Consider the following 17,350-nt stretch of genomic DNA (forward strand, 5'->3'; position numbering starts at 1 on the left):
GACAAATAAGTAAAAGCTTAATCAAACAATTTTAAGACTTTAGCAAAAATATTTTCTGCCGATCTAGTTTCAAGAATTAATCTGACTAAGTTAACAAATTCCCAATTAGTTTGAATATCATTTTCAATTGTTTTACTAGCCGCATAAAAGCTGACATCGTTGTAATTTAGTTCATTAGTAGTGCCAGTTTGAAATCGCGCTCTTCTACTATCCCAAGAAAGGGATTTACCACGTAAAGTAAATTGAAACCATAAAATTTCATCATTTTTTAATTCAAAGAAAACATCAAAATACGGTTCTTCTCCTTGGAACCACATTCTAGTTGTACCTGTTTGCTGTGATTGTTTAAGTAGCTTCTGCTCAATTCCTCTTAATGATGCACCTAGTGCAGCAATCTCATCTTTATTTAATATCTGATTTTGTTGAGACATATCTAAATGTACTGTAAATCTATAGCGTTTATGGGTTGGAAACAATTTGCTCTAGTAAAGGCATAGGTAATAGTACTGCTAGCCAATGACAACCCTTCAGGAAATGCGGAATTGAAAATTCGCAAACTTTATTTTAGGCTTTCTAGCTCTTTTATTAGACTATCTGTATTGCTGCTGAGGTGTACTAAATTATTGTATTCCATCCACATAAAGTCGCTGGAATTTATGATAAACGAAAACTAAGTTAGTGTGAAATAATCCTAAAAGACCATTTATAAAGTAAATATTAAGTAGGGTCTGTTACAGCTATGCAAAGATTTGGGAGTTTGAGAGAGGGATTATTTAGCCGTAGAACACCATCTTTCTCGGTGCGTTAAACTTTGCTATAACGCAACGCCAGTTGCTACAACGGAGGGAACCTCCTCAACGCACTGGCTCCCCTACGATTTAAACTTTACTTTATAAATAACCTCTAAATAACTTCAGTGAATTCAACTAGAAAATTAGAGTTTTTACTAATAAAAAAATTTGTTAATAAATAATATTTTTCTTCAAATTTATCAAACAATATTATGACCAATTGCGGAACGAATAGAAAAAATATTCAACAGTGACTTTATACGCATATTGATAATTGCCAGCAACAATTTAATTTTTGTGTCTGGATTTAGCAAATAGGATTTGGCAATGAGATCTCTCCTGACTTGACAAGCAAAATTTGGGATGAATTCAACCACTGTGAGTCAAAAGAGCCTAGGTGAGTTGTCGTAATTAAAGTTTGAAATCGGTCTTGAATTGCATCAAGTAACTGATTTTGACGGTAGAGATCTAATTCTGCTAAAACATCATCTAGCAATAACAGTGGTGCCTCTCCCACAACTTCTTCAATGAGTTGTAATTCGGCTAGTTTGAGGGCTAAAACTAAGGTTCGCTGCTGACCTTGAGAACCGTATTGACGAGCGGGCGTTTGGTTAATAATTAATTCTACTTCGTCACGATGAGGGCCAACAAGAGTAGTGCCTTGGCGAAGTTCAGCAACTGCTCGCTGCTGAATTTTTTCTAGAAAAGCTTGCTGCACTTCTTGGGGATAGTTTTCCCCCAAAGGCACACTAGGCGCATACTTGATCTCAAGTATTTCCGTACTACCACTGATAATAGAGTGCCACTTAGTAGCAATCGGTGCCAATCTTTGTATAGCTCGTTCGCGCCGTCTAATGACTCTTGTACCTGTGGTAGCTAATTGTGCATCCCAGACAGCCAATTGTTCTGAGTGCTGAGTACTGAGTGCTGAGTCTTGAGTACTTTTTAAATAAGCATTGCGTTGCCGCAAAACTTGATTGTACTGCTGCAAAATATGAGCATAAACAGGTTCAAGTTGAATTAATAGAGTATCGAGCCAGCTGCGACGACCTTCGGGACCGCCACGCACTAGATCTAAATCTAAACTAGAAAACTCCACTGCATTCAAAATGCCAAGAAAGTCCATTTGACGGCGCACAGACTCGCCATTAAGAGCAACGCTGCGACGACCATTACGGCGGAAACTTAAGGTGAGGTCACTAACACCAGCTTTCCGTTCTAAGGAGGCATTAATTTGGGCGATCTCCTCGCCTTCTTGAACTAAATCACGATCGCGCGCCATCCGATGCGATCGCAATGTTGCCAACAACTCCACCGCCTCCAACAAATTTGACTTTCCCTGAGCATTATTGCCTACCAAAATCGTTTTGGCAGCAGTAAACTCCACTTTTTGGTCTTTATAATTGCGAAACTGTCGGAGGTGAATGGATTTGAGATACATAGTGGAGAAATTACAAGATGGGGAAGAGAACGCGGAGACACAGGGACAGAAAGACGCGGGGAAATTGCTCTTTGCGTCCCCGCGTCCCCCTTTCTTTGCGTCTTTCCAATCACCCTCACACAGTCTTTTTGCCAACTAATCGGAAGAATATCTTCTCCAATTCCACCCAAACAAACATCAAGGCACTAAAACCAATACAAATAGCTAATTCTGTACTATCTAGCAAGTGAGTACCAAAGAAATCTCGCAGGGGTGGAACGTAAATTAGCATCAGCTGCAAAATTGTGGTGACAACCACAGCTCCTAATACAAAGAGATTAGAGAACGGATTCATCTCTATGGTTAGTCGGTTATTTGAGCGAATAGCTATGGCATGACCCATTTGGGCAATACATAGGGTAGTAAATACCATAGTTTTCCAAGCATCGCGATCGCCTCGATATCCTGGTGCATGAGTATGGCTGTAAGCCCACCACATTAAAGCTATGGTAATAATCGCAAAGATAATACCAATGCGAATCATATAAGAACCCAAACCCCTAGCAAAAATACTTTCTCGGGGGCTGAAAGGTGGACGCTTCATCACATCTGGCTCAGGAGGTTCCACTGCTAATGCTAGGGCTGGTAAACCGTCTGTGACCAAGTTCATCCAAAGAATTTGTAGAGGTGTAAGCGGAACGCCTCCCAGACCAATTAATGGCGCAGCGGCAATTGTCAGTACTTCACCAATGTTACTGCCCAGGATGTATTTGATAAAACGGCGAATGTTGGTGTAAACGACTCTACCTTCTCTAGTGGCGGCGACAATTGTAGCGAAGTTGTCATCTAGCAGCACCATGTCGCTGGCTTCTTTACTGACATCGGTGCCGGTGATGCCCATCGCAATGCCGATGTCTGCTTGTTTTAACGCTGGGGCATCATTTACACCATCACCTGTCATCGCCACAAATCTACCCCGACGTTGCAGCGCTTTGACAATTCGCAGTTTGTGTTCTGGGGAAACACGAGCGTAGATACTTACCAAGTCAACATTTTGCTCTAGTTCTTCATCGCTCATCCGTTGCAATTCTTGACCTGTAAGAACGCGAGCGCCTTCCTCGGCTATACCTAGATCGGTAGCAATAGCCCTTGCTGTCAATTGGTGGTCACCAGTAATCATTACTGGACGAATACCAGCTTCGCGACATTCTTGAACTGCTGCTCTTACTTCTGGACGTGGTGCGTCTAGCATTCCCACTAATCCCAACCACACCAAACCTTGCTCTGAGGTTTCATCTGAACCTTCTGGCGGGATTTCCGCAAGGGGTTTGTAGGCAAAACCCAGCACCCGCAAACCTTTACTCGCCATTTGGTCGTTTTCTGCCAAGATTTTTTGGCTTTGTGCCTCTGTTAAGGAGACTGGGTGCGTACCCAAATAAATTTGACTGCAACGCGCCAAAATTAATTCTGGGGAACCTTTGGTAAACATCAGGTAATTTTCAGATTGCAAAAAGCCAGAAATTGCTGGATCAATTCCTGTCAACGAAGATTCACCTGTAGCGACTTCTTCAACTTGGGAAATTACGCTCATGCGCTTGCGTTCTGAAGAAAAGGGAAACTCTGCAACTCTAGGTAATTTACTACCCCACTGATCTTTTTCGATACCGGCTTTTCCTGCCAAGGTGAGTAAAGCCCCTTCCGTGGGGTCGCCTAAAATTGCCCATTCCCCTTTTTCTTTTTGCAGCACAGAATCGTTACAAACGGCACAAGCGACTAGCAAAGCAGCAATTTCGGGATATTCATCTACAGAAATTCTTTGCCCATTTAATTGAAAATCGCCTGTAGGTGCGTAACCTTCGCCTGTAATCCGAAAAGTAGAATTATTTGTATAAATTGATTGCACTACCATTTTGTTCTGAGTCAGCGTGCCAGTTTTATCAGAACAGATGGTAGTTACAGAACCCAAAGTTTCCACTGCTGGCAGTTTGCGAATCAAGGCATTGCGGCGTACCATGCGCTGAGTTCCCAATGCCAGTGTCACAGTGATTACGGCAGGTAAACCTTCTGGTACTACAGCCACCGCCATACTTAAGGAAACTTCCAAAAGTTCTTGTAAGTTGCTAAAACCTCTAGCCTGGATGATACCGCCGATGACAACGATCGCTACAAGAATCAAAGAACCAGTCACCAGGACATTGCCTAGTTGAGTCATTCGCTGCTGTAAAGGCGTAGGTTCACTTTCCACCGATTGCAACATGGTAGCAATTTTGCCTAGTTCCGTTTGCATACCAGTGTTGGTGACTAGCACCTTACCTCGTCCTTGGACAACTTCCGTTCCTTGAAAGACGACATTGAGGCGATCGCCTAATGATGTTTCTTCTGGCAATTGTAATTTTGCCTGTTTATTTACAGCTTCGGCTTCACCAGTTAACGCCGATTCCCGGATTTGCAAATTAGATTGTTCAATTAAGCGTCCATCTGCGGCTATCTGCACCCCAGCTTCCAGCAGCATTACATCCCCTGGGACTAATTCCTTAGCTGCTACGTCTACCAGTTTGCGATCGCGGATGACTCGCACTAAGGGAGAGGAGAGTTTTTTCAGGGCTGCTAGGGCTTTTTCTGCACGGCTTTCTTGCACATAGCCCAGGATGCCGTTGAGGATGACAATTGCCATGATGGCGATCGTATCTTTGAATGGCACTTCACCTGGCTTTAAGTTGCCTCCTCGCCAAGCCACTAGGTCTAAAACCCCAGAAATTATAGCTACAGCAATCAGCATCAACAACATAACGTTCTTGAACTGATCCCACAGAATCTCCCAAGCGCTACGGCCACCATGTTCTTCAAGTTCATTGGGGCCGTATTTATGCAACCGCTGTTCAACTTCTTGGGGTGTCAAGCCACTGTCTGCATTACTATCAAGCAGGTCTAGCGCTTTATCAACTTCTAAACTATGCCAAACGGCGGCACCTTCAGGCAGAGAATTAGCAGACATCGTGTAAGTCACAGGAAATGGTTACAAAATTCGATCATAATTTAGTGATGGCAGGAATTCCATCAACTAAAGTAACATTAAGGCTTTCGCCAAGCTGTATTAGTGTAGATGTGATTCCTGGCATTTGTCACTTTCTCCTCTGGGGATTTGTGTGTGTTATTTCCTACGGAAGAGTTTTTTTGGAACACATTGCACTGATAATTGTAAGTAACACCAGTCTGAAGCTTGGTCACATGGGACGTACCACAATTTATTCTAGGCGTGCTAAACGGTTAAATGAATATGCTTAATATGAGTTTTGCACTTCCCAGTATGACCGTTAGCCAGATGTTTGGGCAAAGAACAATTCGACCGCTAAGTGCTGCCGCATTGGGTGGCATTGCTTTCATTAAAGATACACTCATTGCTATTGATACTGTTAAAGGTCATCTGCTAGAAATTGACCCCATATCTGATAACAGCAAAATTCTTAATTCTCATCAAGTCAAAGAATTTACTGAAGTCACAGGTCTAGCAGTTTGGGAAGATACCCTTTGGGTTACCCGTGGCAACAGTGTTTATCGCTGTAAGCTGAATGCTTTAGGTCTAGAACATTTCGTAACATTGCCTTATCCGGCTGACGGTGTTGCTGTTTGGGAATCAACCATCTATGTCAGCTGCCAAAAGTTAGGCTACATCTTGATTTTTGAATCCGATAGCCGCAAAGAAATTACTAGATTTTATGCACCTGGAGTTGGTGTCGAAAATTTAGCAGTTAGTCAAGACACTCTGTGGGTCAGCGATCGCACAGAACAAACAGTTTATTGTATCGATCGGGCAACAGGGGAAATTCAATTCAGTGTGCTGACGCCCTTTGACTCGCCTACAGGTATAGCTATACATAAAGACGCTGAGACAGCCAAAGAAAGTCTTTATGTCGCTTATGCCTCTGAGGAACCTTATATCCGGGATAATCCTAATGCCGATCCCAATCATGAGCTAACATATCGCGATCGCACTTTTATTCATCCCCTGTATTATCATTACGAGCCAGAGAAGCGTTACGCCCTCTCTAATGGCTATCTCATTGAAATGTCCTACGCTGAGGAAATTTCACCCTTAGAAGAGGTTTATTTAACAAATTTAGAGTGGCGGATAGCCTTACCTTCAGAAACCGAACGCCAAAAGGTCAAACAAGTTGAACCCATTGGCTTACCTTTTACAGAAGAAGCGATCGATGGGCAACGGGTAGCTGTATTTAAATTTGATACCCTTACCCCCGGCGAACGGCATATATTTGGCTGGAAAGCAATTTTGGAAGTACGCGGGATTAAGTATCGCATCACACCTAAAGATGTAGAAAATATTCCTGAACTAGCACCAGAATTTGAAACCCGCTACCTGGTGGATGATGATGATTTAGCAATGGATACTACCATTGTCCGCCGTGCTTCTCGGGACGCAGTCGGCTCGGAAACCAATCTGTTGCGGAAAATGTACAGCATCCGCAATTATGTTTACGATGAATTGTCTTATGGTATTAAACCATACATTGATACACCAGATATCGTTTTAGAACGGGGTGTTGGTTCCTGTGGGGAATATGTGGGTGTATTGCTGGCTCTATGCCGTTTAAACGGGATTCCTTGTCGCACGGTGGGTAGGTACAAATGTCCTCCGCATGGTGAACTACAAGGTGTGCCTTTACAACCAGATTTTAATCATGTTTGGTTAGAGTTTTACATACCCAACATTGGTTGGTTGCCAATGGAATCTAACCCTGATGACGTGGGAAATGCAGGACCTTATCCTACACGCTTTTTTATGGGCTTATGCTGGTATCACATCGAAATTGGCAAAGGTGTTCCTTTTGAAACCCTTTCTAGTCAAGGTGTACGTCTTACCAAAGAAGATATCCCCCTTGGCGACCTGGCAATTAATCATATCCGATTTACAATTCTTAAAGAGTTGCCGCCGTTTTAAATTGATCATTTGTCATTGGTCAAAAGTCAACAATCAAAAAGCAATAGGCAATAAGTAAAAGTAAATAGACATTTGTCATTTTTCCCCTGCTTTTCCTGCGCCCTTGCCCCCTGCCCAACTAGCCATTAACCTTTAAAATGGGCATAGCGAAAGATTGAGGCTGTTGAGTATCAGCAAAATCACAGATTGAGCGAAATGGGCAAAAACGGCAGTGATATCCTGGATTGGGCGGAAACACCTCACTGAATTCGCTACTTTCTTGCTGATATTTGTGTAAATCTTGCTGATGCTTTTGGGCAATGTGAGCTAACTCAAATTCTAAGGATGCTAATTCGTGACGATTAATCCGAATTAATTCTGATTTTTTACAAAGTTCTAAATTATAGAACGATGCAACAGCTTCATGTCCAGGGTAAAGATAACGAGCAGCTAACAGATAAACTAATGCCTGTCGCTGGTCAAAAGCGGCCTTACCAGTTTTAAAATCTAAAATATGTAATGTGTGATCGCTATCAATAAATACACAATCCATAGCCGCATATAAACGGAAGCAATAATCATCCTGGTCAATTAAAATTGGTCTGGGAAAGCCTTCATCTCCTGGAGTTAATTGGAGGATTTGTTTATTCAACAGCAAGGGAGCGTCGTGATATTTTTGCAAGATTTGCAGCACGCGCTGTTGAACTTCATCAGAGGAATGTCTTAATTTTAGCAACTGAGCAACTTTGGCTACACCGTCTGTTTGATTTAACAGATGTCGATGATGATGAAATTCGTACACGCCTTTTTGGGCGAGTATACCAATTCGCTGGGGTGCCGTAGCTTTGGCTAATAATGCTTTAACTTGTGGTTCATGCTGACGTGCTTTGACAAACCCCCGTCTCATCTGGCAATGCCAGCGTTCTTGCCCTATAGCTGGGGCAACTAAAGACCAAAGGTGATAACTGGCAAAAGGTCGGTCGGGGATTGACATTGCTAACGCGCAGTGAGAAAAATAACGGTGGAGATACTTGCGGCTACGCACGCTTTGCGCGAAGCTTCCTATAGTAGTGAAGTTGGACGGGAGACTGTGGCAAAATGAGCAACCGTAGCAATTCCAGCAAGATTAAATTTGGCACGGATGGATGGCGAGGCATTATCGCTGATGATTTTACTTTCCCCAATGTGAGAAAAGTTACAAGAGCGATCGCTAGTTACCTTGAAACGGCCTATAGCAAAGACAGGCCAGTACTTGTTGCCTACGATACTCGATTTTTAGCTGACCAGTTTGCCCAAACAGCCGCCCAAGTCTTGGCTGACTTGGGGTGGACAGTAAAAGTTACTGATCGGGATTGCCCCACACCAGTAATTGCCTACAACGCCCGTCACCTAAATTCGGCAGGGGCGTTGATGTTTACGGCAAGTCATAATCCTGCACCTTACTGTGGGATTAAATATATCCCTGACTATGCTGGTCCTGCCACTCCAGAGATTACTGATACTATTGTGGCAAATATCGAAAGTGCATCAGATGAGCCGCCAAGTGGTAGCCCATCGGGTTCTATTTCTATTTTCGATCCGAAACCCGATTATCTGCAATTTATCTACACCCTAATTGATGTAGAAAAAATCAAAAGCGCCCAGCTAAAGGTAAAATACGATGCTTTGTATTCTACTTCTCGCGGCTATTTAGATGAAGTTTTGCAACAAAGTGGTGTTCAGTTAGAAAGTTTCCATACTTGGCGGGATGTTTTGTTTGGCGGCGGAATGCCAGAACCTAAAGGTGAACAACTCGTTGAGTTAGTTGAAGCAGTACGGGCTGGTAAAGCAGATTTAGGTTTAGCAACCGATGGCGATAGCGATCGCTTTGGCATTGTCGATGAACAAGGTAATGTCCTCACCCCTAACACTGTGCTGCTATTACTAGCACGTCATTTAATAAAAAATAAAGGCAAAAGTGGCGCTATTGTCCGCACTGTAGCTACAACTCACCTATTAGATAATTTCGCAGCTAAATACGGGCTGCCAATTTATGAAACAGCAGTAGGCTTTAAATACATTGGTGAAAAAATGCGGGAAACCACCGTATTGATTGGTGGAGAAGAATCAGGCGGTTTGAGCGTTATCGGGCATATTCCCGAAAAAGATGGCGTTTTAGCCGATATGTTAGTAGCAGAAGCGATCGCCTATGAAGGTAAACCCCTAAGTCAACTAGTCAAAGAAGCGATCGCCGAAGCTGACGGTCCGCTTTATAACAACCGCCTCGACTTGCACCTTACAGAAGCCCACAAAACTGCTGTTATCGACTTCTTCACCAAAAACCCACCCACAGAAGTTGCGGGAATTAAAGTTAAAGAAGTTGGTCGCAAAGACGGTATTAAGCTCTACTTAGAAGAAGGTAGCTGGATACTCCTACGTCCCTCCGGTACAGAACCACTGGTACGCGTATATCTAGAAACCAATTCACCCGAAAAACTCACCAAAATTGCCCAAGAGATGGAGAGTGCGATCGCTAAACTAGAGTAGAACCTCACCCCCAACCCCTCTCCGTATACGGAGAGGGGAGTAACTAATTATGAAAAGTATTGCTAATTTGTTAATATCTATAGTTGTAGCTGTGTGGGTAATGGCGATCGCGCTTCTTTCAGTCCAAAATGCCACACTAGTACGGTTAAAATTCTTGTCATTACAATCGATTCAAATACCAGTAGGTTTAGTGCTGGCTTTTTGTGTTTGTATCGGCTTAGTTGGTATAGCAGTGCTGCAACCTCTGTGGGGTCTTGCTGATTCTAGAAAAGGGAATTCTCGCTTTGATGAAGATGCCGAGTTTTTTGTTGATGATGAAGATTTTTGAGGGATAAATTAACCGTAGATAAACGTCTGTGAATTAATTTGCATTGGTGAGTTTTGTAAAAATTGCTTTTACTTATTCCTCACGGGCAAAATCTGCTATTTCGGCTTCAGTAATTCCTTTTTGAATCTCTTCAATTTGCCACAGTAGGTTAAAAAGTAATAACTAATCACAAGTTTTTCAATTAACTCACTTTGTTCATTCGTATATCTGTAAATTACCAAAATATTATTACGATTGAACTAGGAAAGCGAGGTGGTAAGCCTTATATTCGAGGTATGAGAATTACTGTATATGATGTTTTGTCATATCTTGCTTCTGGTATGACATACAAATAAGTACTTAATGACTTTCCTTATTTAACACAAGAGGATATTTTAGCTTGCCTAAGCTATGCGGCTGATAGAGAAGGGCAAATGCTGACGATCCAAGCATGAGCTTCGATTCTTCCTGACAGCAGACAATTGTAGGGGCGGGGTTTCCCCGCCCTTTACGACAATTCATGAAACGGAAGGTATTTTTTTAGATTAGTTGTAGCTTGAGATAATCAATAAAATCCAGCAGTTCTGTATCAGAGAGATGATGACGCGATCGCCTGCCATATTTCTGCTGTAAATACTCCCTTCCTTGCTCTGGAGACCAATTTAATTGTGCTAAATATGTATCTGTTTGAGCTATTAAAACTGCATGGAGTTCAGATTGTGTTGTATTAGTAAATGTTTGTATTCGTTCTTGCTTTGAACTGTGATTATCATTAATTTTTATACTAACTTTTTGCCCTAAAGCTTGCCAGTTAATCTCTCTATGTCCGTCCCAACTCACGCCTACAGAGCGGTAAGTTACTGGATCGTAAATACTACAAAATACTACTGTTTTATCTCCAGGACTAACAGCGAGAGTCAGTGGATTATGCAGTTGTTCAGCAGTCAGGGCATCTAAAGATAACAATAAACTTTTAGAAAAGTAAGAGTCACTTCCTGAACGGACAATATAAGGTTTGTCTGCAAAAATGTATAAATCTGTTTTTTCAGCTTCTCCAAAGGATGTTTCAATCTTTTTATTAACTTCTATCCCTGTAATTACTCCCGTCAAAGCTTTTTCATATATTGGAATATGTTTTCTCTCTTCAGTGAGCATATACCAACAGTAATCATTTTCTCTACTAACAAATACATATTGAGGTTTAGGGATAGATCCGAACCCTAATTTAACTTTCATAATTTTGATGATGATTTTTGTAAATAGACTAACTAGGCAGGTATTTTTGATCAAATGTACCGTCAAGTTATTCTTTTTCTTACAAATATAATTCCCTCACCATCAAGCAAATTAACATTAAGCCCATCTAAACTACGGCTATTAGTCAAATGAGGTCTTCCAGCACTCTCAACAACCGTAGAGTGGACACAAAAACTTAAGCTAAAAATTAGCTTAGCAACTCGTATCAACCATGCACACTTTGCAAGAAAAGTGAATCAAAGTACAGATGATAAAAGAGCTTTCGTCTAGATACAACACCCAGTTGAGAACATTGTTTTGCCTTAAAAAAATGCACTTTACACAAGTTTCCTCACCTTTGCGTGTTTAAGTCAAACTTTCAGGTTCCACACCCAAATCTCTTAACCTTCCTTCTAGTATTTGCGCCCTTTGTTCCGCTTCTAAGCGCTGCTGTGCCTCAAAATTAACCCGTTCTTCCGCTTCCTGAATGCGTTCTTCTGGTGTGAGTAACCTTTGCCCTTGCTCGTCGTACCAGTACAACCATTCCCGTGCAATACCTTGATAAATTCCTCGTTCTCGCCCAATTCCTAAACCAATCTCTGGTAACCAAACAGGACTACCTGACATAAGTAAATATTCACCATCCACAAGTCGATAAACTTCTAAAAGCGGCTTTTTCCGGCGTAGAGGATTGTAGATTGCGTAGTATAAAATACCTAGTTTTTTGGCATAAAATTCTTTCTTACTACTGTATTCGCCCCGATGTATTTGAGAAGCAACCTCTAGTACCAAAATTGGTAACTCTTTTTCTTCCCATAACACATAACTCAAGCGTAAGTATTCATCTATGAAGCGCTTAACTCCCAAGCTCAGAAAACCATCAGGTACAAGAGCTGGTTGTTTGGGATCATAATAAATACCCATATTTACACCAAAGAACCAATCCCAACGCTCTGACCAGATCATAGCCAGCGTACTTTCGAGCAAAGCAGGGATTAGATGTTGTAATTGATTATCCACAGGGGTGTCATCAGAGTTGGGTAGCTCTTCGGAAGATGGCAAACAATGTAACGGGTTGTAGTCTAACATGAGCGGTATGGCAAATACTTACTCTAGATAGATTGTAGGGAATGAAGTTAACTACGCACACTAATGCTTTGCATATTGACAATAGGCATTAAAAAAGAGCGGAAATAAAACCCGCTCTCAAACTAGTAGTATAAAACTATCAATCTTTTTCTAATTACCAATGGCCGGAGCAATCAAAGAAACCTTTGGTGCTTCTTTTTGCTGTGCTAATGTCGGCACTGAATCACGCAACCGTGCTGTTAACTGTACTGTTGTTGAGTCATACATCTGAGTCAGCAACTTTGGATAGAAACCAATACCAATAATTGGTACTAACAAACAGGCGATGATAAAGACTTCACGAGGTTCTGCATCTATCAGTGCTTGGTGAGAAACTAATTCTTCGTTCTCTTGACCGTAGAAAATTTCCCGTAACATCGATAGCAAATAAATTGGCGTTAAAATTACACCAACTGCCATCAAGAATACCACGATGACTTTGAATGTTGAGTTATATGCATCGCTGGTAGCAAAGCCTACAAACACCATTAATTCTGCTACAAAACCACTCATGCCTGGCAAAGCTAAAGAAGCCATAGAACAGGCTGTAAACATAGCGAAAATCTTCCGCATCTTCTTACCGACACCACCCATTTCATCCAGCATTAGGGTATGTGTCCGGTCATAAGTTGCACCAACCAGGAAGAATAAACTTGCCCCAATCAAACCGTGGGAAACCATTTGTAATACTGCCCCACTTAATCCCAAATCTGTGAAGGAGGCAATACCAATGGTGACAAAGCCCATGTGTGAAATTGAGGAGTAGGCAATTTTCCGCTTCAGGTTGCGCTGGGCAAAGGATGTCAGGGCAGCGTAGATGATATTCACTACCCCCAATACCACCAATACTGGCGCAAAATAAGCATGGGCATCGGGTAGCATTTGAGCATTCATCCGAATTAAGGCATAACCACCCATTTTCAGCAGAATACCTGCCAGTAACATATGCACGGGGGCTGTAGCTTCACCGTGAGCATCTGGTAGCCAGGTATGCAAAGGAATAATTGGCAACTTAACGGCGTAGGCAATCAGAAACCCAGCATATAGTGCTAGTTGGAAATTGAGAGCAAAGTCCTTAAGAGCGATCGCTCGCATATCGAAAGTTACTGTATCGCCGTAAAATCCCATTGTCAGGGCAGACAGCAAAATAAACAGCGACCCGCCAGCGGTGTACAAAATAAACTTTGTCGCCGCGTATTGCCGCCTTTTGCCCCCCCAAATTGACAGCAGGAAGTATATCGGTACTAGTTCCAGTTCCCACACCAGGAAAAATAACAGCATATCCTGGACGGCGAACACGGCAATCTGACCGCCATACATTGCCAGAATCAAGAAGTAAAATAACTTCGGCTTAAACGTTACAGGCCAGGCCGCTAAAATCGCCAGCGTGGTAATGAATCCAGTCAAAATAATCAGGGGCATTGATAAGCCATCTGCCCCTACTGACCAATTCAAATCCATCTGGGGTACCCAGGGGTAACTCTCGACCAACTGCAAATCGGGATTTGAGAAATCGTACCCAGTATAAAAAGCGTAAACAATCAGTGCGAAATCTATCAGCCCTACAATCAGGGAATACCAGCGCACTGTTTTGCCATCTTTATCTGGGATGATGGGAATTAGTAGCGACGCGACTATTGGCAACAGAATAATCGTTGTTAGCCACGGGAAATTAGCTGTATTCATCGCAATTCGTCTGCAATCAAAATCATGTTTGGCAAAAAGTCACTAGCTATTAAGTAACAGCTTTTTAGAGATTTGGTCTCCCTTGTTAGGTTGATTTAATAAAAATGAAGAAAGATGAAGGTAGGTAAATGTATCAACCTGCCTTCATCTCTATCAAAGATACTATTTGACTATTCACTAAACACTGAGCTATCAGAAGTAATTTTTCGCCATTACTCAGAAATCAGCACTGAAATTAGGTAATACCAAAGAGAATCACTAACCCCAAAACTGCACCAAAGATAATCAAGGCGTAGAATTGAGCACGACCGTTTTCTAAGTATTTCAGACCCTCACCACTGACAAGGGTGAAAAAACCTGTGAGGTTAACAGCACCATCAACAACCCGGAAATCCACTTCCATGACTTGTCTAGCTATACGACGCAAGCCGATAACGAAGACACGATGGTAAATGTCATCAAAGTACCATTTGTTGAGGGATAGCTCATAAAGTGGTTTGATTTTAGCGGCGATCGCAGCTGGGTCGATTTTGCCGCGCAAGTACATCAAGGAAGCCAAGGTAATGCCAATTAAGGAAATACCTACGGAAGCCCCCGCCATAATGTAAAATTCCGTCGGGTTAAACTCGGCGGCTTTCTCTAGGACTTCGGTGAGAGTTTCTGTGGGCGGGAAGATAAATTCCTCGAAGTAGTTAGCGTAAGGTGTACCTACCAAACCAATCAAAATTGAAGGCACTGCTAACAGTGCCAATGGCAGGGTCATTGTCCAAGGTGACTCATGGGGAGTATCACTGTGATGCCCGTGAGAGTCATGGGAGCCATGATGATCGCCAGTTGCAGCCAATTCGCCTTTTTTCATTGCCCCAGGGCCAAAAGTCGGGGCTGGTTCTGCTGACTCTAATTCTAGGATGATTGTAGCTGCTTTCTTGAGCCTGTCCTTGATTTTCTCGTCAGTACCCCGGAATTTGCCTTCAAATGTCATAAAATACATTCTAAACATATAGAAAGCTGTAATTCCGGCAGTTAGCCAGCCAATTACCCACAAAAATGGGTTAGCTTCAAAAGCCTTGCCGAGAATTTCATCTTTTGACCAGAAACCAGCAAAGGGTGGCACACCAGAAATTGCCAAGCAACCAATTAAGAAGGTAATCCCGGTGATCGGCATATACTTGCGTAATCCCCCCATCAACCGCATATCCTGCGCTAATGCGGGGTCGTGTCCGACAACTCCTTCCATACCGTGAATCACAGAACCCGAACCCAAGAACAGCATCGCCTTGAAATAGGCGTGGGTCATTAAGTGAAACAATCCCGCACTGTAGGAACCTACTCCCATTGCCATCACCATGTAACCCAACTGGGAAATGGTGGAGTAAGCTAAACCTTTTTTGATGTCATTTTGGGTAATCGCAATACTTGCCCCCAAAAACGCCGTAAATGCCCCCGTAAAGGCAATTACGTTCATTGCTGCTGGAACATGCTCAAAAACTGGGTACATCCGGGCAATCAGGAAAACCCCGGCTGCTACCATTGTTGCGGCGTGGATTAAGGCAGAAATAGGGGTCGGGCCTTCCATCGCATCTGGTAGCCAGACATGCAGAGGAAATTGGGCTGATTTCGCCACCGGGCCGAGGAAAACTAAAATCGCCAACAGAACAGCCAGGAAATTGCTGATAGAACCCGATTGCACTAGTTGAGCTAGGCGATCGCCCATGACACCAAAATCAAAGCTTCCTGTCGCCCAGAACAGTCCTAAAATGCCGAGTAATAGACCGAAGTCTCCCACACGGTTGGTGACAAATGCTTTTTGGGCTGCATCTGCCGCTGACTTGCGATCGTACCAAAAGCCGACCAGCAAGTAGGAGCACATTCCTACCAATTCCCAAAATACATAAACCTGCACTAGGTTGGAGCTGACCACCAGACCCAACATTGAAGAACCAAACAAACTGAGATAGGCGTAAAACCTGACGTAGCCAGGGTCATGAGCCATATAGCCATCGGTGTAGACCATTACTAAGAAAGCTACTGTGGTCACAATCACCAGCATCAGAGCTGTCAGGTGGTCGATCGTGTAGCCCATACTCAGGTGAAAATTGCCTGCTGCTGCCCATTCTAGGGTGCGGATATAAGTTGGATGTCCTTGAATTTGGCTCCACAGCAAGGCAAACGACAGCCCCATTGCTGCTCCCATCAGGGAGATAATCACCACAGCATTTAGCTGTCGCAGGCGGTTTGTCACCTGATTTATCGAAATTAATCCTAGACCGACTAGCATTGCCCCTAAAAGAGGCAATACAGGAATCAGCCAGGCATATTGATAGATTACTTCCATCACTGACGCGTACTTTTAAGATTCTTGACTAAGTTAGGACAGCGCTGCCGACGGTATTGAGAAGACTGGGACGGAGAGAAAAGTTTATAGACACTGTCTTCGGTCGCCAGAATTGTACTCTTTTGGAGAACCCGCAGGGTAGCAAGTGGCATTTTTAAGGGCACAGGCGACTGCGTTAGCGCATCATAACTTTAAAGCAATCTCCGTTGCGGTCAACCGTCCGTCCTCAAACAACTGTCTAGGTCGAACTGTTAATAATTGTGACACACACCCTTTAGCATAAAATACCCCACCCGGAGGTCTTTGGGTGGGGCGTTAAGCTTGGTTTTAGATTTGCTTTAGCAAGGTGATAGTTAATAGCCAATCGTCAAGAGTGAAGATACCCAAAATTGAGTATTGACTTTTGAGTTTTTAAGACTATCGACATCCTAAATCTACGGTTTTTTGACTATTGTAGGTTTGAGAGCGATTGCTGTAGCTAACTTTGATGTCTTCTAAAGCTAGACGTAAATCGTCTCTGCCACGAAAACCCTCAAGACGATACTGGATAGTGCCATTTTCAATTAACAGTAAAGTTGGCAGTGATTTTAGTCGATATGTAGTAGACAATTTAAAATTTTGGTCAGCATTAACCCCAACTAATTTAATTTGCTCCCCGCATTGGGCTTTAAATTGCAACAACAAGGGGTGGATAATGCGGCACAAGCCACACCAAGGTGCTTCAAAATTCACTAAAACCGGAATAGGAGATTCTAAAACTTCTTGAGTAAATGTCCGCTCACTAACCGACAACACCATGACGCCTCTAGAATTATAGGGTTTTTATATCAAACTAACTATCAACAGGTAGCGTTGGCAAGCCACTTCTGTCGATAGACGCTCTCAGGGAACAGATAGTTAAACAAATTGAGCGTGTTGTTTGCGGCACTGATAAAAAAGCCAGGACGACATTAGCGGTGGCTTTTTTTGGATTCTCAACTCTTGA

Annotated in this window: 13 protein-coding genes and 1 pseudogene; 5 read left to right on the top strand and 9 right to left on the bottom strand. The window is 42.8% G+C overall.

Annotated elements, in window-relative coordinates; genetic code table 11:
• Positions 1–17: 17 nt before the first annotated feature.
• The 3 genes from BV375_RS19105 to BV375_RS19115 all read right to left on the bottom strand — a co-directional run bounded on the left by BV375_RS19105 (position 18) and on the right by BV375_RS19115 (position 5,206).
• Complete coding sequence (locus tag BV375_RS19105; protein WP_086763186.1) at positions 18–431, bottom strand: hypothetical protein; 414 nt, start codon at positions 429–431, stop codon at positions 18–20.
• Positions 432–1,098: 667 nt separating this feature from the next.
• Positions 1,099–2,232 (bottom strand): DNA replication/repair protein RecF, encoded by a 1,134-nt coding sequence (gene recF / locus BV375_RS19110; RefSeq protein ID WP_086763188.1) that lies wholly within the window; start codon positions 2,230–2,232, stop codon positions 1,099–1,101.
• A 115-nt stretch (positions 2,233–2,347) separates the two neighbouring features.
• Entirely contained in the window at positions 2,348–5,206 is a 2,859-nt protein-coding gene (locus BV375_RS19115) for a cation-translocating P-type ATPase (RefSeq protein ID WP_086763190.1), read from the bottom strand.
• Between the two features lie 17 nt (positions 5,207–5,223).
• On the opposite strand from BV375_RS19115, the gene BV375_RS36100 reads away from it, so the two are divergent.
• Both BV375_RS36100 and BV375_RS19120 read left to right on the top strand, forming a co-directional pair.
• Positions 5,224–5,496 (top strand): hypothetical protein, encoded by a 273-nt coding sequence (locus tag BV375_RS36100; protein WP_143842140.1) that lies wholly within the window; start codon positions 5,224–5,226, stop codon positions 5,494–5,496.
• Position 5,497: 1 nt separating this feature from the next.
• Positions 5,498–7,168 carry a transglutaminase domain-containing protein gene (locus tag BV375_RS19120; RefSeq protein ID WP_086763192.1) on the top strand — a complete coding sequence of 557 codons (1,671 nt, stop codon included), beginning with the start codon at positions 5,498–5,500 and terminating at the stop codon, positions 7,166–7,168.
• Positions 7,169–7,286: 118 nt separating this feature from the next.
• On the opposite strand, the gene BV375_RS19125 is transcribed toward BV375_RS19120, so the two are convergent.
• Positions 7,287–8,141, bottom strand: a complete 855-nt coding sequence (locus BV375_RS19125) for a PD-(D/E)XK nuclease family protein (RefSeq protein ID WP_086763194.1) — start codon at positions 8,139–8,141, stop codon at positions 7,287–7,289.
• Positions 8,142–8,245: 104 nt separating this feature from the next.
• Between BV375_RS19125 and BV375_RS19130 the strand changes: the two genes are divergently transcribed.
• The 3 genes and pseudogenes from BV375_RS19130 (at position 8,246) to BV375_RS37675 (ending at position 10,435) form a co-directional block, all read left to right on the top strand.
• A complete protein-coding gene (locus tag BV375_RS19130; RefSeq protein WP_086763196.1) occupies positions 8,246–9,673 on the top strand; it encodes a phosphoglucomutase/phosphomannomutase family protein in 1,428 nt (475 codons plus the stop codon).
• 49 nt (positions 9,674–9,722) lie between these two features.
• Complete coding sequence (locus tag BV375_RS19135) at positions 9,723–10,001, top strand: DUF1049 domain-containing protein (protein ID WP_086688845.1); 279 nt, start codon at positions 9,723–9,725, stop codon at positions 9,999–10,001.
• A 203-nt stretch (positions 10,002–10,204) separates the two neighbouring features.
• Positions 10,205–10,435, top strand: a pseudogene (locus BV375_RS37675) (DUF433 domain-containing protein).
• Between the two features lie 85 nt (positions 10,436–10,520).
• On the opposite strand, the gene BV375_RS19145 reads toward BV375_RS37675, so the two are convergent.
• From BV375_RS19145 to BV375_RS19165, 5 genes are all read right to left on the bottom strand, one after another.
• Complete coding sequence (locus tag BV375_RS19145) at positions 10,521–11,216, bottom strand: hypothetical protein (protein ID WP_086763198.1); 696 nt, start codon at positions 11,214–11,216, stop codon at positions 10,521–10,523.
• Positions 11,217–11,582: 366 nt separating this feature from the next.
• Positions 11,583–12,305: a Uma2 family endonuclease gene (locus tag BV375_RS19150; protein ID WP_208099149.1), complete on the bottom strand. Its 723-nt coding sequence runs from the start codon at positions 12,303–12,305 to the stop codon at positions 11,583–11,585.
• A gap of 150 nt (positions 12,306–12,455) precedes the next feature.
• Positions 12,456–14,030 (bottom strand): NAD(P)H-quinone oxidoreductase subunit 4, encoded by a 1,575-nt coding sequence (locus tag BV375_RS19155; protein ID WP_086763202.1) that lies wholly within the window; start codon positions 14,028–14,030, stop codon positions 12,456–12,458.
• A 235-nt stretch (positions 14,031–14,265) separates the two neighbouring features.
• The gene (locus BV375_RS19160) at positions 14,266–16,365 is read right to left on the bottom strand and encodes an NAD(P)H-quinone oxidoreductase subunit 5 (protein WP_086763204.1); all 2,100 of its coding nucleotides are present in this window, start codon (positions 16,363–16,365) and stop codon (positions 14,266–14,268) included.
• Between the two features lie 417 nt (positions 16,366–16,782).
• Positions 16,783–17,163, bottom strand: coding sequence for a thioredoxin family protein (locus BV375_RS19165; RefSeq protein WP_086763206.1), 381 nt, complete (start codon positions 17,161–17,163; stop codon positions 16,783–16,785).
• Between the last annotated feature and the right edge of the window lie 187 nt (positions 17,164–17,350).

The sequence above is a fragment of the Nostoc sp. 106C genome, from assembly GCF_002154725.1.
Lineage (GTDB): Bacteria > Cyanobacteriota > Cyanobacteriia > Cyanobacteriales > Nostocaceae > Aulosira.